The 25,489-nt window shown below is 35.2% G+C and carries 25 protein-coding genes; 20 read left to right on the plus strand and 5 right to left on the minus strand.

Features of this window, described 5'->3' with window-relative positions; genetic code table 11:
* Positions 1-32: 32 nt before the first annotated feature.
* Positions 33-716, plus strand: coding sequence for an HD domain-containing protein (locus tag CHB72_RS17370; RefSeq protein WP_176431439.1), 684 nt, complete (start codon positions 33-35; stop codon positions 714-716).
* A 142-nt stretch (positions 717-858) separates the two neighbouring features.
* Here the strand turns inward: CHB72_RS17370 and CHB72_RS17375 are convergent, their stop codons facing one another.
* The 3 genes from CHB72_RS17375 to CHB72_RS17385 form a co-directional block, all read right to left on the minus strand.
* Positions 859-1,530 (minus strand): metal-dependent hydrolase, encoded by a 672-nt coding sequence (locus tag CHB72_RS17375; RefSeq protein ID WP_089284147.1) that lies wholly within the window; start codon positions 1,528-1,530, stop codon positions 859-861.
* 188 nt (positions 1,531-1,718) lie between these two features.
* The gene (locus tag CHB72_RS17380; protein WP_089284148.1) at positions 1,719-1,988 is read right to left on the minus strand and encodes a hypothetical protein; all 270 of its coding nucleotides are present in this window, start codon (positions 1,986-1,988) and stop codon (positions 1,719-1,721) included.
* Positions 1,989-2,134: 146 nt separating this feature from the next.
* A complete protein-coding gene (locus CHB72_RS17385; protein ID WP_089284149.1) occupies positions 2,135-3,748 on the minus strand; it encodes a putative manganese-dependent inorganic diphosphatase in 1,614 nt (537 codons plus the stop codon).
* A gap of 285 nt (positions 3,749-4,033) precedes the next feature.
* On the opposite strand from CHB72_RS17385, the gene CHB72_RS17390 reads away from it, so the two are divergent.
* From CHB72_RS17390 to CHB72_RS17415, 6 genes are all read left to right on the plus strand, one after another.
* Positions 4,034-5,047 carry a PstS family phosphate ABC transporter substrate-binding protein gene (locus CHB72_RS17390; RefSeq protein ID WP_089284150.1) on the plus strand — a complete coding sequence of 338 codons (1,014 nt, stop codon included), beginning with the start codon at positions 4,034-4,036 and terminating at the stop codon, positions 5,045-5,047.
* A gap of 133 nt (positions 5,048-5,180) precedes the next feature.
* A complete protein-coding gene (pstC, locus tag CHB72_RS17395) occupies positions 5,181-6,107 on the plus strand; it encodes a phosphate ABC transporter permease subunit PstC (RefSeq protein ID WP_242975179.1) in 927 nt (308 codons plus the stop codon).
* 2 nt (positions 6,108-6,109) lie between these two features.
* Complete coding sequence (gene pstA, locus CHB72_RS17400; protein ID WP_089284151.1) at positions 6,110-7,054, plus strand: phosphate ABC transporter permease PstA; 945 nt, start codon at positions 6,110-6,112, stop codon at positions 7,052-7,054.
* 16 nt (positions 7,055-7,070) lie between these two features.
* Positions 7,071-7,859: a phosphate ABC transporter ATP-binding protein PstB gene (gene pstB / locus CHB72_RS17405; RefSeq protein ID WP_242975180.1), complete on the plus strand. Its 789-nt coding sequence runs from the start codon at positions 7,071-7,073 to the stop codon at positions 7,857-7,859.
* Positions 7,860-7,876: 17 nt separating this feature from the next.
* Positions 7,877-8,527, plus strand: a complete 651-nt coding sequence (gene phoU, locus CHB72_RS17410) for a phosphate signaling complex protein PhoU (protein WP_089284152.1) — start codon at positions 7,877-7,879, stop codon at positions 8,525-8,527.
* Between the two features lie 145 nt (positions 8,528-8,672).
* On the plus strand, positions 8,673-9,284 hold the full coding sequence (locus tag CHB72_RS17415; RefSeq protein WP_089284153.1) for an FMN-binding protein: 612 nt from the start codon (positions 8,673-8,675) through the stop codon (positions 9,282-9,284).
* A gap of 130 nt (positions 9,285-9,414) precedes the next feature.
* On the opposite strand, the gene nhaC is transcribed toward CHB72_RS17415, so the two are convergent.
* Positions 9,415-10,827, minus strand: a complete 1,413-nt coding sequence (gene nhaC / locus CHB72_RS17420; protein WP_330397081.1) for a Na+/H+ antiporter NhaC — start codon at positions 10,825-10,827, stop codon at positions 9,415-9,417.
* A 640-nt stretch (positions 10,828-11,467) separates the two neighbouring features.
* On the opposite strand from nhaC, the gene CHB72_RS27835 reads away from it, so the two are divergent.
* Positions 11,468-11,590, plus strand: a complete 123-nt coding sequence (locus tag CHB72_RS27835; RefSeq protein WP_278277865.1) for a hypothetical protein — start codon at positions 11,468-11,470, stop codon at positions 11,588-11,590.
* 45 nt (positions 11,591-11,635) lie between these two features.
* On the opposite strand, the gene CHB72_RS26690 is transcribed toward CHB72_RS27835, so the two are convergent.
* Positions 11,636-11,806 (minus strand): hypothetical protein, encoded by a 171-nt coding sequence (locus CHB72_RS26690; RefSeq protein WP_176431440.1) that lies wholly within the window; start codon positions 11,804-11,806, stop codon positions 11,636-11,638.
* A 237-nt stretch (positions 11,807-12,043) separates the two neighbouring features.
* On the opposite strand from CHB72_RS26690, the gene CHB72_RS17425 reads away from it, so the two are divergent.
* The 12 genes from CHB72_RS17425 to CHB72_RS17480 all read left to right on the plus strand — a co-directional run bounded on the left by CHB72_RS17425 (position 12,044) and on the right by CHB72_RS17480 (position 25,488).
* Positions 12,044-12,493 (plus strand): MarR family winged helix-turn-helix transcriptional regulator, encoded by a 450-nt coding sequence (locus tag CHB72_RS17425; RefSeq protein WP_141131478.1) that lies wholly within the window; start codon positions 12,044-12,046, stop codon positions 12,491-12,493.
* 172 nt (positions 12,494-12,665) lie between these two features.
* The gene (locus CHB72_RS17430; RefSeq protein ID WP_242975181.1) at positions 12,666-14,105 is read left to right on the plus strand and encodes an N-acetylmuramoyl-L-alanine amidase; all 1,440 of its coding nucleotides are present in this window, start codon (positions 12,666-12,668) and stop codon (positions 14,103-14,105) included.
* Positions 14,106-14,234: 129 nt separating this feature from the next.
* Positions 14,235-14,588, plus strand: a complete 354-nt coding sequence (locus tag CHB72_RS17435; protein WP_330397082.1) for a Veg family protein — start codon at positions 14,235-14,237, stop codon at positions 14,586-14,588.
* Positions 14,589-15,017: 429 nt separating this feature from the next.
* Positions 15,018-16,232: an arginine deiminase gene (arcA, locus tag CHB72_RS17440; protein WP_089284155.1), complete on the plus strand. Its 1,215-nt coding sequence runs from the start codon at positions 15,018-15,020 to the stop codon at positions 16,230-16,232.
* Positions 16,233-16,268: 36 nt separating this feature from the next.
* Complete coding sequence (gene argF / locus CHB72_RS17445; protein WP_089284156.1) at positions 16,269-17,264, plus strand: ornithine carbamoyltransferase; 996 nt, start codon at positions 16,269-16,271, stop codon at positions 17,262-17,264.
* Between the two features lie 23 nt (positions 17,265-17,287).
* Positions 17,288-18,250 (plus strand): carbamate kinase, encoded by a 963-nt coding sequence (gene arcC / locus CHB72_RS17450; protein ID WP_089284157.1) that lies wholly within the window; start codon positions 17,288-17,290, stop codon positions 18,248-18,250.
* 163 nt (positions 18,251-18,413) lie between these two features.
* Positions 18,414-20,783 carry a YcdB/YcdC domain-containing protein gene (locus CHB72_RS17455; RefSeq protein ID WP_089284158.1) on the plus strand — a complete coding sequence of 790 codons (2,370 nt, stop codon included), beginning with the start codon at positions 18,414-18,416 and terminating at the stop codon, positions 20,781-20,783.
* Positions 20,784-20,985: 202 nt separating this feature from the next.
* On the plus strand, positions 20,986-22,560 hold the full coding sequence (locus CHB72_RS17460) for a DUF3794 and LysM peptidoglycan-binding domain-containing protein (RefSeq protein ID WP_089284159.1): 1,575 nt from the start codon (positions 20,986-20,988) through the stop codon (positions 22,558-22,560).
* A 247-nt stretch (positions 22,561-22,807) separates the two neighbouring features.
* The gene (gene ispE / locus CHB72_RS17465) at positions 22,808-23,686 is read left to right on the plus strand and encodes a 4-(cytidine 5'-diphospho)-2-C-methyl-D-erythritol kinase (RefSeq protein WP_089284160.1); all 879 of its coding nucleotides are present in this window, start codon (positions 22,808-22,810) and stop codon (positions 23,684-23,686) included.
* Positions 23,679-24,365, plus strand: a complete 687-nt coding sequence (locus tag CHB72_RS17470; protein ID WP_089284161.1) for a GntR family transcriptional regulator — start codon at positions 23,679-23,681, stop codon at positions 24,363-24,365. The genes ispE and CHB72_RS17470 overlap by 8 nt, the downstream gene beginning before the upstream one ends.
* Positions 24,366-24,393: 28 nt before the next feature.
* On the plus strand, positions 24,394-25,128 hold the full coding sequence (locus CHB72_RS17475; RefSeq protein ID WP_089284162.1) for a nucleotidyltransferase family protein: 735 nt from the start codon (positions 24,394-24,396) through the stop codon (positions 25,126-25,128).
* A gap of 147 nt (positions 25,129-25,275) precedes the next feature.
* Positions 25,276-25,488 (plus strand): CLC_0170 family protein, encoded by a 213-nt coding sequence (locus CHB72_RS17480; protein WP_089284163.1) that lies wholly within the window; start codon positions 25,276-25,278, stop codon positions 25,486-25,488.
* Position 25,489 lies beyond the last annotated feature (1 nt).

Below are 25,489 nucleotides of genomic sequence, written 5' to 3' on the forward strand. Positions count from 1 at the left end.
AATATATATTCATGGCTAAAAGGGGGACAAATATGTATGCAGTAAAATTAGAAAGGCTAAAATCGCATAAGAGAAATCTTGAAGCATATATAGAGAGGGATACAATAAAGCTACTTGAAATGTCTCCAGAGTACAGGGATACTTATGATCCAAAGACTGGGAAAATTACAATTGTTAAAAAAATACATAAAGGAACCTTAAAGCATGTACTGAATTGCATTGATATTGTTTATCAATTAAATGAATTAGAGATGTTTCAAAAATTTTCAATTGATAGAGAATTATTGATGAAAGCTTCCATACTACACGATATTGGAAAGCAACAACCAAAGCTGAAGGTAGGAGAAGTAATTGATCCTAAAAGTGCCTTTGAAGATGGAAAGATTCATGCAGCAAAAAGTGCAAAAATGGCCTTGGAAAAATATAAAATTAGTGAAAGGCTTTATTGGATTATCTATTATCACCATCACATGGAAACGGAATTGCAATGGAATGCTGTAGTTGAAGATAGTCAATGGTTGTTACACTATAGACTATTTAAAATGATTGATGGATTATCGGCGGCATTAACTAGAAGAGATGCTAATATAAATATCAGTTTAGTAGAAGATGGACTATTGGTTTTTGAGGATAATAGAAACCAAGACTATAGTGGCACATGGCACTATAATCTTCATACAGGAAGTAGAGAGAAAATAAATCCCTTCTCTAAATAAACTTTTAAATCAGTATCTAAAATATAACGAAAAAAAGAACCTCAATTTTATGGAAAAGAGGTTTTTTTCGCTAATGCTTTATAAAGTACTAGATAACATACAAACAATAATAAAAATAGTTAAAACCTCGAGGCTGCAAAAGCTAGAAGCTATAGCTTTCCCCTAACTTTAATATCACAACATCAGCATCTAATACCTTAGCTTTAAAGGCTTCCGCTGAAGCGCTAATAATAGGAAAAGTATTATAATGCATAGGAATTACAGTCTTTGGCTTCATAAACTCTACTGCCCTTATAGCATCGATGACATCCATAGTAAAATTTCCACCGATAGGTACAAGTGCAACATCGATTTTCTCTGATGAAAGCAATTGCATATCCATTGTTAATCCAGTATCACCAGCGTGATGGAGCTTTTTTCCCTGCACTTCAATCAGAAAACCACAGGGATTGCCTCCATAAATTATACCATTTTCGGTCTCGATACCTGAACCATGAAGAGCTGGAGTCATTTTGACAGTACCAAATTCCAAGGTAACACGACCACCTATGTGCATAGGATGAACCTGGATACCTTGCTTTTGTAGGTACATACAAATTTCATAATTTGAGATAACAGTAGCACCAGATTTTTTTGCTAATTCAATAGTATTTCCAAGATGATCTCCATGACCATGGGTTACAAAAATATGGGTTATTTCATCTTCTGAGAAATCTAAGGTCTGAAGCTCTTCACTAATAAAAGGATCAATTAAAGCCTTTAAAGTGGAAGTCTCTAAATAGAAAGCAGAATGTCCTAAATATTGAATCTTCATAGAATCCCTCCTTAAAAATATAGTTAGTATTATTATACCAGAAAATGGTGATTTAAGTACTAGTATCTTCCACTACTTCTTTTTTTATGCTTCAGTGTTAGCCATAAAGCTTGTAACCAATATCCTAAGAATTTGGATTGTGATGGTTGAGGGGTATAGTAATCTTTAGATAAGATTATTATCAATAGTTAGGTTGGACTGGTAAATATGCTTCCATCATCGTTAAAGGATATGGTAAATCGAAGGGTAGTTTGTGGGTTAATAAATATAGTTAGTAGGGCAGTGGAAACAACCCTTCTAGTACCTGGAGAAAACGATAAATCAAAGGGAATCCCAGCTTTAAAAAGAAGGGTTTGGATTGCTAAGAGCTGAGAAAACTTAATCTTATTAGAATTAAGCAAACTTAAAAAAAGATCTGTCGATAAAAGTGAGATCAATTCCTTTTCAAAAGGTGCCATAGTAATTCCCCCCTTGTTCAGTATTCTCTCTATATGTTTATTATATGATCGTTTCTTATGTTTCGGTGCAAGGATTAGAGCAAACCGAAGAATCTTAAGTATAATATAGACCCTTATAATCAATTTATATGAGGTCTATTTCTAACTTATTTCATTAAATGAATGGCTTCAAGCAGCATAGGGATTACTTGTTTTTTTCGAGACACCACACCTTCAGCAAAAACCCCCTGATTTCCCTCTACATGAAAGGCAGAAGGAATAAGATGACTATTCTTGCATTGATATAGAATGTATGAACCCTCCTTCAAAATATCTGTAATTAATAATAGCGTGATATCATAATTATTATTTTTATGGGTCTGACCTATAAACTTTATAAAGGAATCCTTTCTATTGAAGACATCCTCTATATCTAAAGTAAATACTTGGCTTATACCAGTCTTCAATGTTTCAAGACTAAACTCCTTAAAATCCTTAAAAAATATCTGTTCAATACTTTGCCCCTCTAAAGAAGTGCCGATTCTAAACATTTCCATTGCAAAACCTTCCACATCTAAACCTATAATATTATTTAGCTCCTTCACAGCTATTCGATCCATAGGGGTGGTGGTAGGAGATTTAAAAAGCAATGTATCTGATATGATTCCTGCCATTAAAACCCCTGCTATTTTAAAGTCGATATCAAGGTTATATTCTCTAAACATCCAATAGAGAATAGTGCAGGTACTTCCTACTGCTGTATTTCGAAAATTGATTGGCATGGAGGTAGAAATATCTCCTAGCTTATGATGATCAACAATTTCTAATATCTCAGATTCCTCTAACCCCTCAGCACTTTGACTATACTCATTATGATCTACCAATATCGTTTTTTTCCTTTGGGGATTGAGAATATGCTTCTTGTTGATAAACCCTAAGAAGGTGTTTTCACTATCTACTACGGGATAATTTCTAAAATGAGTATTAATGATTTCTTCCTTGATTTCTTCTAAATAATCCTCCTCATGGAAGCGAATGATGTTTTTTGTTCGCATGATAGTGGAAACATCGTTACACTGATTAATAACCTTAGAGACATAATAGGTATCCATAGACACTGCTAGCATGGTCACCCCCTGTGCTTGTGCCATATCAATATACTTACTGGGGATCTTTCTTCCACCAGTAATAATAATCAATTGTACCTTTGATTGAATAGCTTCTTCAATGACATCATAGGTATCCCCTACAATAACAATGTCACTTTCACTTAAGGAGCCTGCTATGGTTTTATAATAATAGGCAATAATCGATATGTTTCCATCGAAATAACTGGTAGTACCTGTCAAAACTTTTCCCTGTAAATCCTCCTGCAAATTTTTAAGAGAAGTTTTTAACCGGTAATAATCTCCTTTAATCAAGCCCATGGCGATATCCTTCATACTTACGATTCCCAACAGTTTATTCTCCTGGTTCACAATGGCCACCGTTTGAAGCTGTTCCTTCTCCATTAACTTATAAATGGATAGTATGGAAGCATCTCCAGAAACCCCCTGTTCAAAGCTGTATTGCATATCTTGAACCTGCACCTTTACATTTTGCAGAAACTGGGGTGTGGGCAACTGAAAATAATCCAGCACATAGCTTGTTTCTTTATTAATATCCCCTAGAATACAGGGAATCGTGTCATAGCCTAGCTTGTTCTTTAAGCAGGAAAAAGCGATAGCAGAAGCCACAGAATCCGTATCGGGGTTTTTATGACCAAAAACAAAAATTGACATGGTGATCCTCCTATTTTAGTGTTTCATGAATATAAAGGTATTATATCAGAAAGGTGAAAGAAAAATAACTTAAAATCTCAAACCTTTTTAAAATCTTTTTAAAGGCAACTGTTTTAAACAAATCAAGTTTGAAGATAGACAAAATGAGGATAGAAGTTGAAGATAGGATATTTTCACATAACATGTTCTTAACAAAGCATTAACATTTCTATAACACAATAGATAATGTTTTTAGATATAGTAGTCTATGTAAGAGGCATAAAAAATCGATAGGGGGATTTATTCATGTTTAAAAAGTTTTTAATGTTAGTATTAATTGCAGGACTAACTATATTTGCCGTAGCATGTAGCGGGGAAACCCAAGAACAGCCAGCAGATAATACAACACCTAATACAGGAACGGAAGAAGAAAATGCTTTAGAACTTAGTGGTGCAGTAATTGTTGATGGTTCAGGTACGGTTTACCCTTTGATGGCACATATTGCAGAAGAATATATGACGAATGAACAAAGCAATGTAAGTGTACAAGTGGGTCGTGCTGGTTCCAGTGCTGGTTTCAAAAAGTTCATACCCGGAGAATTAGATTTCGCTGATGCATCAAGGGCCATTAAAGACGAAGAAGCAGCTGAGCTTGAGGAAAGAGGATTAAAGCTTGGTGAAGATGTTTTAGAATTTAAACTAGCACTTGATGGACTAACAATGGTTATTAATAAAGACAACGACTGGGCAAGAGAAATGACAAAAGAAGAAGTTATTGACATGTATCTTTCCGGAACATATAAAGAAGATGACAAAGTGCTTTGGTCTGATATACGACCAGATTGGCCAAAAGAAGAAATTAAATTTTATGGGCCAAATGAAAACCATGGAACTTATGAATTTTTCTATGAAGTAATCCTAGGTAAACAAGATATGGTTAAGACCGCTAACCTTCAACAAGAATACTCTACATTGGTAGACTTAGTTGCTAATGATAAAAACGCTATTGCCTTCTTTGGTTTTGGTTACTATATAAACAACCAAGACAAGATTACTGCAGTAAAAATTGACTTTGGAAATGGTGGAGTTGAACCTACTTTACAAACAATTGGTGAAGATTTACCCTATGCTGGATTTACTCGTCCGGTATTCACATACTTAAATGCAGTATATGCAAAAGAAAAACCACAAGTGCTTGATTATGCCAAGTATGTTGTATCTCCTGATGGAGCCCAAAGGTTAGCGGGAGAAAATGGATTTGCGCCACTGCCTGCAGCACAATATGCTGATTATCTTAAACAATTAGAAGCAATTAAATAATCGGTATTGGAAGATAGCTAAATAATTAAGGTGAGGAGGTCCTATGCTTCTCATCTTAATATTGTTTAAGGTATTTGAGAAATTAATATAGTGTATACTCCAAATTCAACAGTTTTAGAAAGGAGCATTTATTGTGGATAAAACTGTTCGTGTCAAAGATATCATTAAAAAAAATATTAATAGCAATAAAAACAGACAAATAGAAAAAATTATGCCTACCCTTTTCTTTTTAGCAGCTACAATATCTATACTCACAACCATTGGAATTGTGTCAACTTTAGTAGTTGATGCTTACAAATTTTTTAGACAAGTACCAATTAAGGAAGTGTTTAGTACAAAATTAGCTCCTTTAGGTTCCAACCCTTCTTTTGGTATTTTACCTTTAATTAATGGAACCGTTATTACTTCAATCATTGCAATGGGTGTGGCAATTCCCATCGGATTAACTGCTGCAATTTATCTTAGTGAATATGCATCAGAAAATTGTAGGAAAGCCCTAAAACCAATTATGGAGCTTTTAGCTGGAATTCCAACAATTGTTTATGGTTTTTTTGCCTACTCCTTTGTAACTCCTTTGTTAATGACAATAATTCCTGACTTAGGAGCTAAAAATGCTCTTAGCCCAGGAATCGTTATGGGAATCATGATTATTCCTCTTGTTGCTTCACTTTCTGAAGATGCTATGAATTCTGTTCCAAATGCTATGAGAGAGGGTGCTTTAGCACTGGGTTCAACAAAATTAGAAGTTACAATTAAAGTTGTGGTACCTGCAGCAATTTCAGGAATTATTGCTTCTTTTGTATTAGGGATTTCTCGTGCTATTGGAGAGACCATGATTGTAGTGATTGCCAGCGGTAGTTCTAAAAACTTCACATTTGATGTTACTAAATCTATACAAACAATGACTGCATATATTGTGGAATTTACTAGCGGTGATGCTGGTAGCGGTACCCTTGGATATTACAGTTTATATGCAGTTGGATTGATACTTTTTGTCTTTACTTTGTTAATGAATTTACTAGCACGATATATCTCTCGTAGATACAGAGAGGAGTACTAACAATGAATTTTAAAGCTGAAGTTTTAGAGAAGAAAATAATAAATAAACCTAAATATCCAAGAAAATCGGAAGCTATTTACAATACAGAAGCTGGAAGAATCCAAAAACGCATTATACTAGACAAAGCAGCTAAAATACTTTTTTTGCTATCAACATTGTTTGCTTTGTTGGTTTTGGCTATATTAATTTTTAGAATAGGACATCAGAGTGTTGGTTGGTTAAGCCTAAAATTCTTAAAAGGCAACTTATCAATTTTCCCAGAGAAGGCAGGAATATATGGGGTCATCATTGGTTCGATACGGCTAATGGCAGTTGTAGCTCCAGTAACAATAATATTAGGGGTTGCTACAGCCATCTATTTAGAAGAATATGCAAGTAAAGGAAAATTACAAGCATTTATAAACACCAATATTTCTAATTTGGCAGGTGTGCCTTCAGTAATATTCGGACTATTAGGCTTAACTGTATTTGGAAGATTATTGAACTTAGGTTCCAGTATACTTGCAGGAGGATTAACGATGTCCTTGTTAGTTCTTCCGATTGTTGTAGTAGCAAGTCAAGAAGCAATACGGGCCGTACCTGGCTTCCTAAGAGATGCATCCTATGCTATGGGTGCTTCAAAGTGGGCAACAATAAGAACCGTTGTTTTACCAGTAGCATTACCAGGAATTTTAACAGGATCTATTTTAGCGCTTTCAAGAGCAATAGGAGAAACTGCCCCCTTAGTTGTCCTTGGGATCCCAACGTTAATTTTAAAAATACCCACCAGTATCATGGACGATTTTACAGCACTTCCAATTCAAATTTATTACTGGACACTTGATACGGTTCTCACAGCAGAATACGCAAACCTTGCTGCCGCCACGATTATAGTATTACTGGTGATGTTATTCTTGATGAATTCAACTGCAATTTTTATAAGAAACAAGTTTCAAAAACGATATTAAAATAGGAGGACTTACTTTGACAATTCCAATTGATAAAAATAACAAAGGGCAGAATGTCATATATGATGTTAAAAATTTAGATCTTTGGTATGGCAACGATCAAGCATTAAAAAATCTTGATTTTGCCATAGGAGAAAATGAAGTTACTGCAATTATTGGACCTTCGGGCTGCGGTAAGTCTACATTCATAAAAACGCTAAATCGTATGATAGAAATGATTCCAAATGTAAGAACATCAGGCGAAATTCTCTATCGAGGAACCAATATTTTTGATAAATCAGTTAGGGTAGAAGAGCTAAGGACCAAAGTGGGAATGGTATTTCAAAAACCTAACCCATTCCCGAAATCCATCTATGAAAATGTTGTGTATGGACCGAAAATCCATGGAATTCGTAATAAAAAGCAATTAATGGAAATCGTCGAAACAAGCTTGAAGAGTGCTGCTTTATGGGATGAAGTTAAGGATCGCCTACATGACAATGCATATGGGTTGTCAGGTGGACAACAACAGAGACTTTGCATTGCCAGATGTCTTGCAATTCAGCCAGACGTTTTGTTAATGGATGAACCGACTTCTGCATTAGATCCTATTGCTACCCATAGAATAGAAGAACTAATAGAAGAATTAAAGAAAAACTATACAATAGTTATTGTTACCCATTCAATGCATCAAGCAGGACGTATTTCTGATAAAACGGCATTTTTCTTATCAGGAGAGATTATCGAATTTGGAAAGACCACAGTAATTTTCTCAAATCCCAAGGATCAACGAACTGAAGATTATATAACAGGAAGATTTGGTTAAAATAAGGGGGAAGATAAATGAGAAACAATTATTTTCAACAACTAAAACAGTTAAATATACAATTATTGAAAATGGGAGCCATGGTGCAGGACATCATTGAAGTATCTGTGCAGGCATTGGCAAAGCAAGATATAGAGATGGCTAGAAGGGTGTATCAACTAGATGACAAAATAGATGAGTCAGAACTACAAATCGAACATGAGTGTATGAAATTGTTAGCATTACAGCAGCCTATGGCAAAGGATTTAAGGGTAGTAGGAACCATTATGAAGATTATTACTGATTTAGAACGTATGGGGGATCATGCCGTAAATATTGCTAAAATAACCTTAGCTATTGGTAATGAACCTCTTATAAAACCACTTATTGACATTCCTAAGATGGCAAAGTTATCAGAAGATATGGTGAAGAAAAGCTTAGATGCCTTTATGAAGGAAGACATTGATTTAGCAGAAGAGGTGGCCCACGATGATGAAGCAGTGGATGAATTATACGGAGCCATTTATACAGAATTAATTAGTATGATGATAGAAAATCCCAATATTGTGAAACAGGCAACTCATCTGCTTTTTATTGGAAGATACCTAGAACGTATTGCTGATCATGCCACTAATATAGGTGAAAGAGTTATTTATATGGTAACAGGAGAACGAGTAGAAATAAACTAGTCATATTTTAAAAGGATGTAAAAATTTTTTCCTGTATCCTTTATTTATCAAGATACCTAACAATAATTATTATTTAAAAATATTTAAAAAAATAAAGATTTATGTTATTATAGTAGGTGTAATCAATAGCAGGAGGTGTATTTATTTGACAAAACAACAAAAAATTGCAGCAATATTATTGCCCTTGTTAGCACTTGCTATACTTTTCGGTGGGGACATGGTGTTTGGTGGTCCCGAAAGTGCATTCTATGAAGGAGCAGCAGAAGGTTATGCGGGGGAGATTAGAGTAAGAGTAGAAGTTGCAGCTGGTGAAATTTTATCTATTGAGATACTAGAGATTAATGATACACCAGGACTTGGTGATAAGGCAGCTGGAACAATTACTGACAGTATTATTGAAGCCCAGTCTACAGAAGTAGATGTTGTATCTGGAGCTACTATGTCTAGTTTAGGCACAATTAATGCGGTGGAAGCTGCTTTAGCTCAGGCTCCCGCCACCTATCCAGATGGTACACATGAAGGGGTAGGACAAGGCTATAATGGTGATATTAAAGTTAAAGTGAACGTATCAAATGGAGCCATACAATCTATTGAAGTAGTAGAGATTAACGATACCCAAGGTTTGGGAGATGCTGCTGCTGACACCATAGCAGAAAGAATCGTTGAAGCTCAATCTACAGAGGTGGACGTGGTCACCAATGCAACTATGTCTAGTAGAGGTATGATTCAAGCTGTAAGAGATGCATTAGGATTATAAATAACTAACATATGAAACCTCGAGAGATATCTTCTCGAGGTTTTCTTTAGTCTATAAAGGAGGTTTGTTCTGCAATAAAAAGGGAACCCCACATAGGAATTCCCTTTATTTACTAAATAATGTACTTTAATTAGGATGCTGCTGGTTTCTTCTCAGCTTCATCAAGCTTAGTAATACTAAATCCAGTAAAGCCGTAAATCACAGCGATAATTGGATTTAATAGATTTAGGAAGGCATATGGAGCGTAGGCAAAAGGATGAACCCCTAAGGTAGTATGCATAAAAGCTCCACAGGTATTCCAAGGGATCAATGGAGAAGTAATCGTACCAGCATCCTCTAATGTTCTAGATAGAACCTTAGGATGAATACCTCTTTCATGATAAAGGTCCTTGTACATTCTACCTGGTATAACAAGTGATAAATATTGTTCACCTGTTAATAAGTTAACTGCAATACCAGTTAATACAGTTGCAAGGATTAAGGAACCTGTTCCGTGGGCTAGCTTCATGATTGCTGCACCTACTGCGTGTAGCATACCGGTTTTCTCCAATATGCCACCGAAGGATAATGCTATTAAAATCAAGGAAACAGTCCACATCATACCGTCTAATCCACCACGACTTAATAAATCATCTACAATTTCTACACCAGATTCCATAGCAAATCCATAGTGAGCCGCATCGATAACGTCACCAAAGTTTGCACCTTGGAAAACCATAGCGAAAATTGCACCCAATATGGAACCGCCGATTAGACCTGGTATAGCTGGCACCTTCATTACAACGATAAGGATAACAACAATTGGTGGGATTAACAATAATGGAGAAATCATAAAGTTTTCTTGCATGGTTGTTAACATGATATTGATGTTTTCCATATCTAAGGCACGGCCTGCATATTTAGCGCCAATAATTCCATAAAGAATAAGGGCGATAATTAAACTAGGCACAGTTGTATAGAACATATGCTTAATATGATCAAATAAGGTAGATCCCGCCATAGCAGGTGCTAGGTTGGTTGTATCAGATAATGGAGACATTTTATCTCCAAAGTAAGCTCCAGAAACGATGGCACCAGCTACGATATAATCTGGGATACCTAAACCAGACCCTACACCAAGTAAAGCGATACCTACAGTACCTGCAGTTGTCCAAGAACTACCTGTAGATATGGAAACTACACCACAAATAAGACAAGTGGCAACTAAGAAAATTCCAGGAGACAATATTTGTAATCCATAGAAAATCATTGTAGGAACAGTACCACTTAAAATCCATGTACCAATAATCGTACCGATAACCATTAAGATTAAGCTGGCCTGCATCCCCATTTTAATTGTATCAAGAATACCTTCTTCTAACTCACCCCAAGTAAATCCTAATTGGAATATTGCTACAGCAGATGCCACAATAATAGCAAGTATAATCGGGATATGGGGGTCGGCTTCAAACTTAATGATAGACACAGATAAAACCACGATTAAAAAGACAATAGGAATTAGTGCGTGCCAAAAAGTAGCTTGTTTTTTAGATTTCATACTCATACCTTTTCCTTCCTCCTTTATAATTTGATAATTCCATGATTAACATGCTGTAACTGTTTACAATAATATTCTGTCTAATTCTTTGAACAGCATAGGTTTGTATAATAATACCATAAAAAATCAGAAAATTCAAATCTGATTTTACTACCTAAAAAAAATCAATAAATCGTTTGTTTTTTTATATCTATGAAGTGAAAGCAAGTAGTATACCTAGTTTGACCCTGTTTTTTCAGTTGAAAACGAATAGGATAATTATGATAAAAAATACACAACTATACAATGAGAAGAGAAGTCACATTAGCAGTATAATCCATGAAAATTTAAAAAACACTCCAAAGTCAATTATACAGCAAAAAGAATAAAAATTCAAATATTTTGCTGCTTGAAAATATTGACTTTTTTTGTGCTAAAGCATATAATAAACACATACCCCCCTCCTATAGAGGGGGAGTCTAAGAGTGAAGGAGATAAGGAGATGAAAATTTTACTAACAGAAGCTGCTAAGGAAGAAATCCTTAAGCAAAATACAAGAAATAAAGCCATCCGAATTTATGCCGGTGGTTTTGGATGAGGTGGTCCTAAATTTGGATTATCTCTGGATGAGGTTAAAGATACAGATGCTGTTAAGGATGTTGATGGAATGAAATTTGTAATTGAGAAGAGCTTGGATGAACAATATGAAGAAGTGACGGTAGATTTCATGAAAAATTGGTTTAGTAAGCAGTTTGCTGTATCCTTGAAGTATGGTGGCGGTTGTAATTAAATAAAAGCTATTAACAATTAACCCCTTTCAATTTATTGAAAGGGGTTAATTGTTAATAGCAATAGGAACCGCAGAGGTAGTACCATCTTCTAATATTTTAAATATTTGAAGTTCATGTTTTTTCGAATAAAAAATTTCAATAAAGCAATTGCTGCAAAAATATCTAGATTTACTAAGCTTACCAGTATGTTCATTACCGCAGATAGGACACTTCATTGAACTCCCTCCCAATACTATATTTTATAAGTTTTATTTTAATATAGATAGATTCTATGTAAAGTTGATAGCTCACTAAAATTTTAGTCAGTAGGTGTATAATTACAATTATTGCTAATTATAATTATATACGACGAAATATATTTTGACAAGCAAATAATTTGAAAATGAAAACATTATATATTGAAACTATGTTACAAATCGTTATATAATAAATAGCATAAGAAGAAAGGACGGTTGATTAAATTGACGGAGCAACGAATAGCCCAATTACTTCAAAACTTTTATATAGTCTTTGGAGGTTGGATGCGATACCAATATAAGAATATGGATCAAGATAAATGTCTAACTCTTTCTCAGTTTCAAGTTTTGTTTATTATAAAGGATTTTGGTCTTTGCAATATGTCATGTCTTAGTGAAGCCATAGAGGTTAGCAAAGGAACCATGACTTCTATGTTAAACAAGCTGGTGGAGGAAGGCTATGTAGAGAGAAGCACTTCCCCAAAGGACCGAAGAAATGTATACGTTAGTTTAACCCCAAAAGGTGATGATAAAGTAAATTATATGAAAGAAAAACTATTAAAAGCTATTGTTGAAACACTATCACAGCTGGAAGAAAACCAAAAAGAGGAAATAGATAAAGGGCTAGAAACCTTAGGCATTGCTTTTAAGGTAAAAAGGTCTTAAAAATAACCCCGTGCATTTTCAATCTCTTGAAAATATACGGGGTTATATTATGCAACAGAAGGTGGAATTATGCACAAGGAATTAAATTTTTTCATATTATATACTACAGTAATGGATTGAACTAAAAACTATTGAAGACCGTAGGACTCAAAAGAATAAGGGGGTAAAGGAGTTGAAGGAAAGAAATGGATTAATAAATATAACCATATATAATCCCTATGATAAAAAAATAATAATAAAACCATTAGAGGAGTTAGTTAAAGAGTTGGTGGCCTACAGTATGCCGCTAACTTTTCATATAGAGGCCCTGAAATGTCAAAGCATTATTATGAGAACTGTAGTAGCTAAAAAATTAAAGCTATTCGATGCTAAAGAAATAAAAGATCAACCTGATGTAGATATTTCATTAGAGGAGTTTCAAGGATGCATCCCTCTAGAGGAATATCGAGATACTTGGGGCCAACAATATGAAAACTATATGAGAATCTTAAAAAAAGCTGTTGATGACACCAAAAAAATCATTATCTTTTTCAAGGGTAAACCAATAGATGCTAGATTTCATATGGTTTGTGGTGGTGCTACTGAAAACAGTGAAAATGTCGATGGAAACATTGTTCAATATCTACGGAAGGTATTGTGCAGTTATTGTGAAGATACACCCTATTCCTTTAACTATAAAGACATATCTATACAAGACATTCAAGGCAGGCTAGGTGTGCAGTTTATGAAGGGGAATTCCATAAAAAATATGGAAATACAAAATATGTTTTATGATATCGATAGGGATGAAGAGGGAAGAGTCATAAAATTAAAAGTAGCAGGAAAGGAGTTTGAAGGAAAAGATTTAATGAAACTACTGGAATTAAACTCAACTCGTTTCAGTTGGAGGCCTGAAAAAATTCGGTTTTTTACCACTGGTAAAGGAGATGGTGTAGGATTATGCCAGTATGGTGCTAATCAAATGGCATTAGAAGGTAAATCAGCAGAAGAAATACTAAAATATTATTATACTGGTATAAATTTAAGCGAAATTGAAATAAAGGACATGAAACAACCACTAAAAGGGAAAGCTATAATGATTGATGCAGCCCATGGAGGCGAAAAAGGGAAAGACAACATAGGTGCCTCTGGATTAAGGGAAAAGGACATCAATTTAAATATTAGCTGTTATTTGCAGGAAAAGCTTCAGGAGCTGGGAGCAACGGTATATATGACGAGGAGGAAAGATGAATATATTCCGGTTACTGAAAGAGCCAATACTGCAAATGAAGTTTTGCCTCACTTTTTTATTAGCATTCACCAAAATTACTTTAAACATCCTTCTATTTCTGGTACGGAAATATATTATTACAGAGGAGATGAGGAGGCTAGAAGATTAGGTGAGGAGATAATTAAAGAAATGACAGAAAGACTTTCTACGGTGAATAGAGGTGTAAAAACAGCGGAATTTTTCTTGCTTAGAGATGTGAGGATAAGTTCTATTCATATTGAAGTTGGATATATATCAAACCCTCAGGAGGAAATTCGTTTAACACAGGAGGAATTCCAGAGAGAAGCTGCTTTAGCAATTGCTGATGGTATTACCAGATATTATGGATATTTTTATCAATAAAGTTGTTTGCAGAAATTGCATATTCTTGTAACATTACAAAAATCTCAAAGAGTTTTTGTAAAAAATTCTAGAAAAAAAATATTTTTTAAAAAATCTAATAAAGAATAATTGACAACCTAGGTAGAAACATTGTATAATATTTTGTTAAAGCAATTGACAACCTTCTCGAATTATGATATCATATATGTTGTTAGAGATGTGAAAGAAGGTGATGGTTTGGCAGATAAAAATACCTTAAATGAAATAAGAAAGAATATTGAAGGCTATGTAGGACAACAGGTTACTCTTAAGGCCAACAAAGGTCGTAAAAGAACAATGATTCGTGAGGGTGTTTTAGAAAACACCTATCCTAGTATTTTCGTAGTGAGAATCAATGGAGACTATAATTCAGTTAGAAGAGTATCCTACAGCTATTCCGATATTCTTACAGAAGCAGTGGAAGTCACCGTATGTAAAGACAATCATCAGATAAAAGTAAGCTAAAAAAAACCACCTAGACATTAGGTGGTTTTTTTCTATGAGAAAATTTTAATTTTTTTAATAAATATTAAGAGTTTTTGGAAGTTTAAGCTTTAATCCGAACCTTGATGATTTTTTATTAAAATACATTGACCTTATCTTCCTTAATTAAAATACTGTAATAGAAGAAATTTTCCAGCGAAAAAACTGAAGTACAAAGATGAATTTTTATACATACAATGTATAAAATGAGCAAGAACATTGAAAATAAGCCGCTTGATTTATGTATAAAAGAAAGTTATACTATTATTAAAGAAGATCTTTTTTAAAAATTCTGTTAAAATTCTGAAGGTTGGAATTCTTCGGATACACTAAGTCTATAATAATCTACAGAAATATTAAAGTTATTTCTATTGATGCATAAATCATAAATAAAGAAGGGGGATGGTTAAAATGACAGAAGGGTTTTTGAACATTAACTCTGAGATAGGCAAGTTAAAAGCAGTTCTTCTACACAGACCTGGGAAGGAATTAGAAAGGTTAACGCCTCAATATCTACAGGAACTGTTGTTTGATGATATACCTTGGCTAAAAAAAATGAGGGAAGAACATAATAAATTTGCAAAGGTGATGAAAGATCGAGGCTGTAATGTATATTATTATGAGGAATTATTAGAAGAAATTTTAGTAGATAAGGATGTAAAAGAAAATTTTGTTAAGGACTTGGTAAAAAATTGCAACATTGACAATGGTGAATTTGAAGGAACTTTGATTCAGTTTTTGCTTGCAAAAAATAGCAAAGATTTAGTAGAGATTGCAATTGTAGGCTTGCATAAAAAAGACTTTCCAGATATAGATAGGGAACTGCATCTAGTAGATTATATTAGAGTGGATTATCCCTTTTATATAAATCCTCTACCTAATCTATATTTCACAAGAGATATTGGAGCTACTATAGGACAAGGACTTTCTATTAATAAAATGAAAACCCCAGCAAGAGATAGAGAAACTATGTTTCTGAAATATATCTACCAGTATAATCCCCTTTTTAAAGGTGAAAGCACTCCCCTCTGGTATGACTATAAGGAAACCCACAGCATAGAAGGAGGAGATATATTAGTATTAAGTGATAAGGTGGTGGCTATTGGCTGCAGTGAGAGAACTTCTGCCGCTGCCATAGAAACGATTTCCCAAAGATTGTTTAGAGAAGGTAATATAGAAAAGGTAATCGCAGTGGAAATCCCTTTTACTCGAGCTTATATGCATTTAGATACTGTTTTCACTATGATTGATTATGACAAGTTTACGATTTATCCTGGTGTAGAGGATATGGTGAGGGCCTATGAGTTAACGATTGGAAAGACAACCCCTAGGGTAAAACCTAAGGAAAATCTAAAGGATGCCCTAAAAACTGCGTTAGGTCTTCCAAGCGTGGCATTTATCCAAAGTGGGGGTGGAGATGAGATTACCGCTGCTAGAGAACAATGGAATGATAGTACAAATACACTGGCTATTGCACCAGGAGTGGTTATAACTTATGATAGAAATGAGGCCTCTAATGCAACCCTTAGAAAGAATGGTATAGAAGTAATCGAAATTGAGGGATCGGAGCTAGTAAGAGGTAGGGGAGGCCCTAGATGTATGTCAATGCCCCTAATAAGGGAATAAACTTAATAAATAATTAATTTTAAGGAGGAAAAATTTATGCCAGTTAATTTGAAAGGAAGAAATTTTTTAACCCTAAAACATTTCACACCACAAGAAATCCGTTATTTACTAGATTTATCTAGAGATTTAAAGACAAAAAAAAGAATGGGCGTTAAGGGTAATCTACTTGAAGGAAAGAATATCGTATTATTATTTGAAAAATCCTCTACAAGAACAAGATGTGCCTTCGAAGTAGCTGCTTATGATGAAGGAGCTCATGTTACCTTTTTAGGTTCCAGTGACTCTCAAATGGGAAAAAAAGAGTCTCTCGAGGATACCGCTAAGGTGTTAGGAAGATATTATGATGGTATCGAGTTTAGGGGCTTCAAACAAGAAACAGTGGAGATACTAGCAAACCATGCGGGTGTGCCAGTATGGAACGGATTAACAGACCTTTATCATCCGACTCAGATATTAGCTGACCTATTAACCATCAGTGAACACGTGGCAAAGCCATTAAATAAAGTGAAATTTGTCTATGTTGGAGATGCTAGAAACAACATGGGTAACTCCTTAATGATTGGTGCAGCTAAGATGGGCATGGACTTTAGGGCAGTAGCACCTAAGGAATTATTTCCATCGGAAGAATTAGTTGCTGAGATGAGGAAAATAGCAAAGGAAACAGGAGCAAAAATTACATTAACGGAAGACATCGCTGAAGGTGTAAAGAATGCTGATGTGATCTATACCGATGTATGGGTATCCATGGGAGAAGAAGATCAATTTGAAGAGAGGATTAAACAATTATCTCCATATCAAGTAAATATGGAGATGATGAAGGCTACAGGAAATCCTGATGTAATCTTCATGCATTGTTTACCTGCCTTCCATGATCTAGAAACAAAGGTAGGAAAAGAAATCCATGAGAAATTTGGTTTGAAGGAAATGGAAGTAACAGATGAAGTCTTTCGAAGTAAACATTCCGTTGTTTTTGATGAAGCAGAAAATAGAATGCATACGATTAAAGCTGTGATAGTAGCAACCATTTCGTAATAATTATTAAAGGAGGACATAGGATGGCACAACAAAAGACCAGAATTGTATTGGCACTCGGAGGCAATGCCCTTCAGGCAGATTCTAAGGATACGAGAGCAGAGTCTCAGCTTGTAACCGCTAAGGAAACAGCGAAACCCATCGTAGACTTAATACAAGAGGGTCATGAAGTAATTATCGCCCATGGGAACGGACCTCAGGTAGGTCAAATGATAGCTACTTATGAAACGGCTGCCCAAGCCAATGCAAATATACCAGTAATGCCCTTCCCCGAGTGCGGCGCAATGAGCCAAGGCTACATAGGATATCATTTGCAGCAGGCAATTCGCCAAGAGATGATTGCTAGAGGTATGGAAAAAAATGTTGCAACGATTGTAACTCAAGTAGTAGTAGATAAAAGTGATCCTGGCTTTCGAAATCCAACAAAACCAGTAGGCTCTTTTTTCACAGAAGAGGATGCTAAAAAATTAATGGCGGAAAAGGGCTATACCATGAAGGAGGATGCCGGTAGAGGATGGCGAAGAGTTGTAGCTTCTCCAGAACCCATAGATGTGGTAGAGGCGCCAATCGTTAAGACCTTAGTTGAAGCTGGACATGTGGTGATCACTGTTGGTGGAGGCGGTGTACCAGTGATTAATACAGGTAAAGGGGTGCTAGAAGGTGTACCAGCCGTAATAGATAAGGATTTTGCTTCTGAAAAGATAGCAGAAATGCTGGATGCTGATTACTTAATTATCTTGACAGCAGTAGAAAAGGTAGCGATTCACTTTAACAGCCCCCAGCAAAAGGAATTGGACACTATGACAGTTAAAGAAGCACAGCAATATATCGGAGAAGGACACTTTGCACCAGGCTCTATGCTTCCAAAGGTAAAGGCAGCTTTAAAGTTTGTGGAATCAAAGGATGGAAGACGGGCTCTTATTACCTCCTTAGAAAAAGCAAAGGAAGGAATAGCAGGAAAAACAGGAACGGTATTAACCAAATAATGTAAAGAGACGGATGGATTTCCGTCTTTTTTTAATGTATAGGAAATATAGAGCCACATATCTATATTAAAAATAAATATAATAAATAAATGAAACTTTTTAAGGTAATTTTACGTCTAATATAAGAGGTAGATTTTGCCTAATATGGAAAGGATGTGTTTAAATGAGATTTAAAAAAACCATAGGCTGTCTAATGGTAGGGGGAATGTTATTTTCTAATGCTGGTTTTGTCTTTGGAAATGTTAGCGTTGCAACTACACAGGCAGTAAGGGTGGTGGAAGAGGCGGTAGCTTATCAAGTGACAAGTCATAATAATGCATCAGAAATAGCTTCTATTGGTGAAGGTGCAAATATGACAGAAACAGAGGTGCTGAGTTTAGCAGCTGAATATGCAAAAACTTATTTTCAAGTGGATGTTGAAGGAGAAGGACAAAGCTTTAATAACAATATCAGCTATCGTGAGGACTGGAATCAAACTGGGAAGTATGTATGGCAAATAAGCTTTTCAAGACATGGTCGAAATCAGTATTTAAATATTAATGTTACCATTAGCGATGAAGATGGTAAATTAATGGAACTGAGAAAATATGGTGAGGATGAAAACCCTGAAAACCAAATTGCCAGATACACACAAGAAGAAGCAGAGGAAATTGCTCATCAATTTTTATTAAAGGTCAATCAAGATATCTTAAATCAGCTTATACTAGATCCAAGCTATAATGATATGTATTATTATAGTGACAACAGTAATGGACTCTACCCTAGAGAATACTACGTTCATTATACAAGACAAAAAAATGGAATCCCTGTTATACAGGATGGCGTACAAATTGGAGTAAATAGTGGAACTGGAGAAGTTGCCTCCTATAGCTTTAACTGGAGAGAAGAATCCATTCCACAAAGTAAGGCTTCTATCACCCCAGAAGAAGCTAGCAAGCTATTCAAAGATAATCTACAGTTGCAGCTAGCATATTTACCTGCTAGAGATAGGAGCAGTGGGAGAGAAATAGTGGAGGACGTAAAACTGGTATATACTCCAGATTATCAGGGCGGTATATGGATAGATGCAGTAACTGGAAAAACGGTTAACTACACAGGAGTATCTTCTGAGGAGGAAAAAACCCTTGATGTATCAGATAGAGAAAAAGCAGCATTTGAAAACTTAAAGACCACAAGAGAAATTCACACCAAAGAAATCAGCAGGGAAAAAGCAGTGGCATTAGCAACTCAATTGCTAGAAAAGCTTTATGGTGATGCAACGATAAAAATAGAATCTGTTAACTATAATTCAAATAATTACTACGGAGATGCCAGCAGAAGAAAAACATGGAATATCAACTTCAACCTGGATAATGACCGCTATGGAGGTGGAAATTTAACCATTGATGCCTTAACAGAAGAAATAATCCAAGTGAACAATTACAACTGGAGAATGCGGGAAATGATGATGTCTCAAGAATTTGAGCCAACAGTTGAATGGGAGGATGCTTATTATAAGGCAATAGAAGTATTAAAGCTGATCTATCCAGAAAAGTTGAAGCAGCTTGATTTACAGCAAACCTATCGAGAGAATACTCATTATTATAATGACCAAAAAGTGATTAATCCTGAGTATTATTTCAATTTTGCTAGAAGAGAAAATGGTATTGTTTTTAGTGGAAATCAGATCAATGTTTCTATTGACAGCACAACAGGTAATCTACAAGACGTCTATTTCAGATGGAATGATATGAAGCTTCCTGAACAAAAGAATCTCATAGAAGAGGAAGCAGCAATAGACTTATTGACCCAGCAATCGGAAGCAAAATTATCCTATAGTAGAATACCTGTGATAGGCAGTGCTGAGGAAGGTGAAGTAAAACTAGTTTATGTGAATCGTCCAAAGAGTGTTGTACAATATAATTATATTGATGCCCACACTGGTACACTACTGGATTGGAATGGGCAAGAAATACAGCTAAAGGATGGCAAAGTAGAGACAGTAGAGGAAAACTTAAAAGGACATTGGGCAGAACGGGAATTAAAAATCATGAATTCTAACGGTGTCATTGATTTACAAAAACAAGATTTGAAGGATCCAGTCATTAAAAATGAAATTGTAGAAATGATGGTTAAAGCTATGGGTTATTGGTACTATAGTGGCGAAGAACCTGTAGAACTGAAATTTACTGATGTAAATATTAATGATGAATATTATGAATACATACAGACAGCAGTCATGCAAAAGTTTATTGAAAATGAGGCAGTTCCCTTTAACGGATATGAGACTATATCCAAGGAAGAATTTGCACAAATACTAGTGAAAATGACACCACTGGAAAAGGCAGCTGTTGTCAAGGATATTTACAATCTTCCAGTAAAAGATGCTGAAGAAATTCATCCTGACAGATTGGGAGCAGTGGCATTGATGTATGGATTAGACATTCTTAAGGGAGAAGAAGATGGTTATCAACCTAAGGAGAATGTGACCCTGGAAGAAGTAGCAGTAGGGGTTTACCGTACATTTAAATTATTTGGAAGAAATCGTTGGTAGCTAATAGAAAAGAATTCAAGTAAAAGAAGTGAAAATCTTATTTTTCACTTCTTTTTTTTATGGCATCAACATATATATAGTAGAGAAAAAATGGACAGAAGGAGAATTTGACAAACTTTCTAACATATTTTATGGAATCACAAATAAGATATAGTAGGAGTTTAAATTTCAATATTAATGATAAATGAGAGGTGAGAGAAAAATGGCGGTTGAGCTAATGAAGGATTTACTGAAGGTAGACCGATTGGTAGGAGAAAATACTGTTCAAGCCATTATAGAAGGGGATATACTAGCCCCTGATACAAAGCCAGATATTACAAGAGTTGTGGCGGTAGATGGCAATATACAAGTGAGCAAAAAAGAAACACAAGACAATAAAATCCTTGTAGAGGGGGTTATTCAATTCAAGGTATTGTATGCCTCTGAAAAAGGAGAAGAACCATTATACAGTATAGATAGCAGTACTGATTTTAAACAAAGCATTGAAATTGAAGGGTTAACTTCCCCAATGAAAAGTGAAATAGCGGCAGAAATCGAACATATAGACTTCAGCTTAAATAATGAAAGGAAAATAGGTGTAAAGGCTGTCATCAATATGGCAGCAAAGGGTGTGCAAGAAGTACAAGTAGAGATTACTAAGGATTTAGAAGGGATGGAGGATATAGAAGTATTACGAGAAACCCTCCAATATACCGACATCATTGGCACAAATGCTTCCGATACGCTAGTAAAGGATGCCTTTGAACTAGAAGAAGGAGTGCCAGAAATGAAGGAAGTATTAAAATGGTCAGCCATTCCAGTAGAAAAGGAAACAAAGATCACTGATGGCAAGGTAATTATAGGGGGCAGTGTTTTATTAGAGGTATTATACATAGGGGAAGATGAGGAAAGCCCTCTAAACATTGTTAAAAAGGAAATGCCTTTTACACATTTCATTGAGATTCCTGAAGCTTACAGCGATATGGAATATAAGCTAAAGATGAAAATCGATGAAGTATTTACCGATATCAAGGAAAATGCTGATGGTGAGAAGAAAATTTTAGAGGTAGAAGGGATCGTTCACATCGAAGCAGTAGTTATGGAAAGTCAAAAACGAGAAGTTGTAGTAGATGCCTATTCCCCAACCAAACCATTAAATATACAAAAAAGCAAGGTAGAGGTAAAGGAAAATCTAGGGATCCATCGTTCTCAAGTGTTATTGAGAGAAACCCTTGACCTTCCAAGCAATAATCCACCAATGGCACAGATTTTTTCTATCAATGCAAAACCGATTGTGACTGACTATAATCTTATGGAAAACAAAGTTGTTATAGAAGGGGTATTGGAGACCACAGTAATCTATACTTCTCAAGAAGGGTTACAGCCTATCTATAGTTATATGCAGGAGATTCCTTTTAGACATCATGTTGAGATTGAAGGAGTACAAAACCAAATGGAGATAGATATTGAACTTCTAGTACAGGAGCTAGACTATAGTCGAATTAATGAAGAACAGGTGGAAGTAAGAATGAACATAAGCACTACCTGTGAAGCCTATTCTTTAAAATCTATGGATGTAATCTCTGATGTAGAAGAGATGGAGGAAGTCGAAGATATATCAAAACGACCAAGCTTAACGATCTATTTCTTCCAAGAGGGAGATTCTTTATGGAAAATTGCTAAAAAATATTATACAACAGTACAACATATTATGGAGAGCAATGAAATAGAAAGGCCCGAAGATGTAAAGCCTGGAGATCAAATTATTATTGAGAAGGTATATAGTTTCAAATTCTAAGGTTTAGACCACGGTTTTAACACCTGCAGTCACACTGCTGAAAATCATTATCTTTTTTATTGCTTCAAAAACTCAGCACCCTTACGTATCCCTGAATACGCTGTGGTGACTGGGTTTTCTTACGTTTTGGACCTGAAGATGTTTAGATAATATGGAGTTTGTTTAGAAAATTTTAAAAAGTTTGCAGGAAATCCCCTAGATGATATATAATATATACTACTTAGAATATACGAAGGAGTTATTAGGTATGAACAGCATACAATTGAAGTCTAGAGCCAAAATCAATCTGTCTCTTGACGTATTAGGAAAGCGACTCGACGGATATCATGAAGTGAAAATGATTATGCAGCAAATAGATCTTTATGATAACATTACCGTAGTGGAAAGAAGAGATAGAGAAACGATACAAATCTTGACTGAGTGTGAGTTTATTCCAAAGAACAATGGAAATATTGCCTACAGGGCAGCGGAACTAATTAGAAAACAATACAACATTTCCTGCGGACTAGACATTTATATTGAAAAGAATATTCCTGTAGCAGCAGGCTTAGCTGGTGGAAGCTCAAATGCTGCAGCTGTACTAACTGGATTAAATCAACTGTGGCAGTTAAAGCTTGCTCAGAAACAGCTAATGGAGCTAGGGGTAAGTATTGGAGCAGATATACCCTTTTGCATTATGGGAAGTGCTGCCATTGCTGAGGGTATCGGAGAAAAACTGACAGCGGTTGATGGTTTAAAAAATGTATGGATGGTGTTGGCGAAGCCCGCTATTTCTGTTTCAACAGCAGAAGTATATAGTCGTTTAGATTTGTCTAAAATAGAAAATAGACCCGATACATTAAAACTACTAAAGGCTATAAAGGAAAGAGATTTGTATACATTATCCAAAAACATGGCAAATGTGCTGGAGACCGTGACGGAAAGGAAACATCCAATCATTAAAGATTTAAAGAAGAAAATGATAGAATACCAAGCTCTAGGTAGTATGATGTCCGGCAGTGGACCGACGGTATTTGGTATTTTCAAGAAATACGAAAAGGCCAAGGCTGCTTATGAAAATCTAAAAATAATTAATAGGCAAACCTACTTGGTACAAAGCTATAGTAAGGGGAATAATCATGAATAATTTGGAAAAATTGAAAATTGAAAATTATAAACCTTTAAGAGAAATTGTATTTCAATATTTACGAGAGGCTATTTTAGAGGGAAAACTAGAGCCTGGTAGAAGACTCATGGAAATTCAGTTGGCGGAGGAGCTGGGGGTAAGCAGAACTCCCGTGAGAGAAGCCATTAGAAAACTGGAGCTAGAGGGTCTAGTTATTATGGTGGCTAGAAAAGGAGCCTATGTAGCAGATGTTTCAGTAAAGGATATGATAGATGTGCTAGAGATTAGAGGAGCATTAGAGGGTTTAGCAGCATCTCTAGCAGCAGAACGTATGACAGATGATGATATAGAAGCATTAAAGGAGATCGCTAACGAATTTAAAAGATGTCATTTAGAAAAGAACATAGAGGGTATGGTTGAAAAGGACATAGAGTTTCACGAAAAGATTTTTGTCTCCACCCGTAATGAAAAGCTTTATCAAATTTCCCTAAGCTTAAGGGAACAGGTATATCGTTTTAGAGTACGCTATATCTCAGAATATAACAAATCTAAGGAATTGGTGGAGGAGCATGAAAGAATACTTCAAATGATAACAGAAAGAAATGAGGAAAAAGCTTATATCTATGGAATGGAACATATCAAAAACCTCTCTAAACATATGATGCAGCAGGTAGCACCAACGGACAAAGCAAGATATTAATGAATGAAAAGACTGAGGAGGCTGAAGCATGAAGGCCATTATATTGGCAGGGGAAGGAAGAAAGGATAAAAATAGCTTTCTGCAAGACAAAGCAACCATCCCTATAAAGGGTATTCCCATGATTTCTTATGTTGTTAATTCCTTAAAAAACAGCAATTATATTGATTATTTATTTGTAGTGGGAAATCAACAAAGCCTCCAACCTATTATTGGCAAGGAGGTGGATTACATTCTGCAACAGCAATCCTCTATGATGGATAATCTAATGGAGGCATTGACCTATTTTAAAGAAGAAAAGCAAGTGCTGATTGCCACCTGTGATATCCCCTTAATTCATAGTGATGTAATAGATCATTTTATAGAAGCTACTTCCCAAATAAAAGCAGATGTCTATTATCCTATTGTAGAAAAAAATTGCTGTACAAGCTATTACCCTGATGCAAAAAGAACTTATGTGGCTTTAAAGGAGGGGATCTTTACAGGAGGAAATATCATGCTGATGTCTCCCGCGGTCATGGAGAAAATCCAAGTGATAGCAGGAATGCTAATAAAATATCGAAAAAACCCCCTCCAAATGAGCCGGGTGTTAGGTGTAAGGTTTGTCATAAAGTTTTTAATGAAACAGTTAACTATAAAAGAATTAGAGGCCTACATAGAAAAACGATTTGGCATTAGGGCCAGAGCTATCATTAGTCAAGACCCAGAGATCGCCAATGATATAGATAAAATAGAAGATATAACTTTATTAGAAAAGTATTTGTAGAGCAGAGAAATTATTTCTCTGCTCTTTTTGTACTCTGTATAAGCGATTGCCACAAAATCACAGATTTTGGACATCTGCTTGTATAGAACTTTCCAAAAATGCAAACATTATAATAGTAAGTCATGAAATGGAAAAGGGTGAAGAAAAATGCAAGCATTTATGATGAAGTTTAAAGAAATTTATGATGGATATATGTTTGGTTTAGTTCTATTTGTTGGTGTGTTTTTATTATTACGAGATGTTCCCCTATTAAGAAAAAAGAAACTAATGAGAGATATGAAGATAGCAAAGGCTTTAGGATACACTTATATCGTTGGCGGTATTGCATTATTTATTATAGCAAAGGTCTATAGAGGGTAGG

Source organism: Anaerovirgula multivorans, from assembly GCF_900188145.1.
Taxonomy (GTDB): Bacteria; Bacillota; Clostridia; order Peptostreptococcales; family Natronincolaceae; genus Anaerovirgula; species Anaerovirgula multivorans.

What these genes read in the sequence shown, in the direction of transcription:
- argF (WP_089284156.1), top strand. Translation starts at nt 16,269, where the DNA reads ATGCCAGTTAATTTGAAAGGAAGAAATTTTTTAACCCTAAAACATTTC.
- CHB72_RS17480 (WP_089284163.1), top strand. Translation starts at nt 25,276, where the DNA reads ATGCAAGCATTTATGATGAAGTTTAAAGAAATTTATGATGGATATATG.
- CHB72_RS17390 (WP_089284150.1), top strand. Translation starts at nt 4,034, where the DNA reads ATGTTTAAAAAGTTTTTAATGTTAGTATTAATTGCAGGACTAACTATA.
- arcC (WP_089284157.1), top strand. Translation starts at nt 17,288, where the DNA reads ATGGCACAACAAAAGACCAGAATTGTATTGGCACTCGGAGGCAATGCC.
- phoU (WP_089284152.1), top strand. Translation starts at nt 7,877, where the DNA reads ATGAGAAACAATTATTTTCAACAACTAAAACAGTTAAATATACAATTA.
- CHB72_RS17475 (WP_089284162.1), top strand. Translation starts at nt 24,394, where the DNA reads ATGAAGGCCATTATATTGGCAGGGGAAGGAAGAAAGGATAAAAATAGC.
- pstA (WP_089284151.1), top strand. Translation starts at nt 6,110, where the DNA reads ATGAATTTTAAAGCTGAAGTTTTAGAGAAGAAAATAATAAATAAACCT.
- ispE (WP_089284160.1), top strand. Translation starts at nt 22,808, where the DNA reads ATGAACAGCATACAATTGAAGTCTAGAGCCAAAATCAATCTGTCTCTT.
- CHB72_RS17455 (WP_089284158.1), top strand. Translation starts at nt 18,414, where the DNA reads ATGAGATTTAAAAAAACCATAGGCTGTCTAATGGTAGGGGGAATGTTA.
- CHB72_RS26690 (WP_176431440.1), bottom strand. Translation starts at nt 11,806, where the DNA reads ATGAAGTGTCCTATCTGCGGTAATGAACATACTGGTAAGCTTAGTAAA.
- CHB72_RS17370 (WP_176431439.1), top strand. Translation starts at nt 33, where the DNA reads ATGTATGCAGTAAAATTAGAAAGGCTAAAATCGCATAAGAGAAATCTT.
- CHB72_RS17460 (WP_089284159.1), top strand. Translation starts at nt 20,986, where the DNA reads ATGGCGGTTGAGCTAATGAAGGATTTACTGAAGGTAGACCGATTGGTA.
- CHB72_RS17380 (WP_089284148.1), bottom strand. Translation starts at nt 1,988, where the DNA reads ATGGCACCTTTTGAAAAGGAATTGATCTCACTTTTATCGACAGATCTT.
- CHB72_RS17385 (WP_089284149.1), bottom strand. Translation starts at nt 3,748, where the DNA reads ATGTCAATTTTTGTTTTTGGTCATAAAAACCCCGATACGGATTCTGTG.
- CHB72_RS27835 (WP_278277865.1), top strand. Translation starts at nt 11,468, where the DNA reads ATGAAATTTGTAATTGAGAAGAGCTTGGATGAACAATATGAAGAAGTG.
- nhaC (WP_330397081.1), bottom strand. Translation starts at nt 10,827, where the DNA reads ATGAGTATGAAATCTAAAAAACAAGCTACTTTTTGGCACGCACTAATT.
- arcA (WP_089284155.1), top strand. Translation starts at nt 15,018, where the DNA reads ATGACAGAAGGGTTTTTGAACATTAACTCTGAGATAGGCAAGTTAAAA.
- CHB72_RS17375 (WP_089284147.1), bottom strand. Translation starts at nt 1,530, where the DNA reads ATGAAGATTCAATATTTAGGACATTCTGCTTTCTATTTAGAGACTTCC.
- CHB72_RS17470 (WP_089284161.1), top strand. Translation starts at nt 23,679, where the DNA reads ATGAATAATTTGGAAAAATTGAAAATTGAAAATTATAAACCTTTAAGA.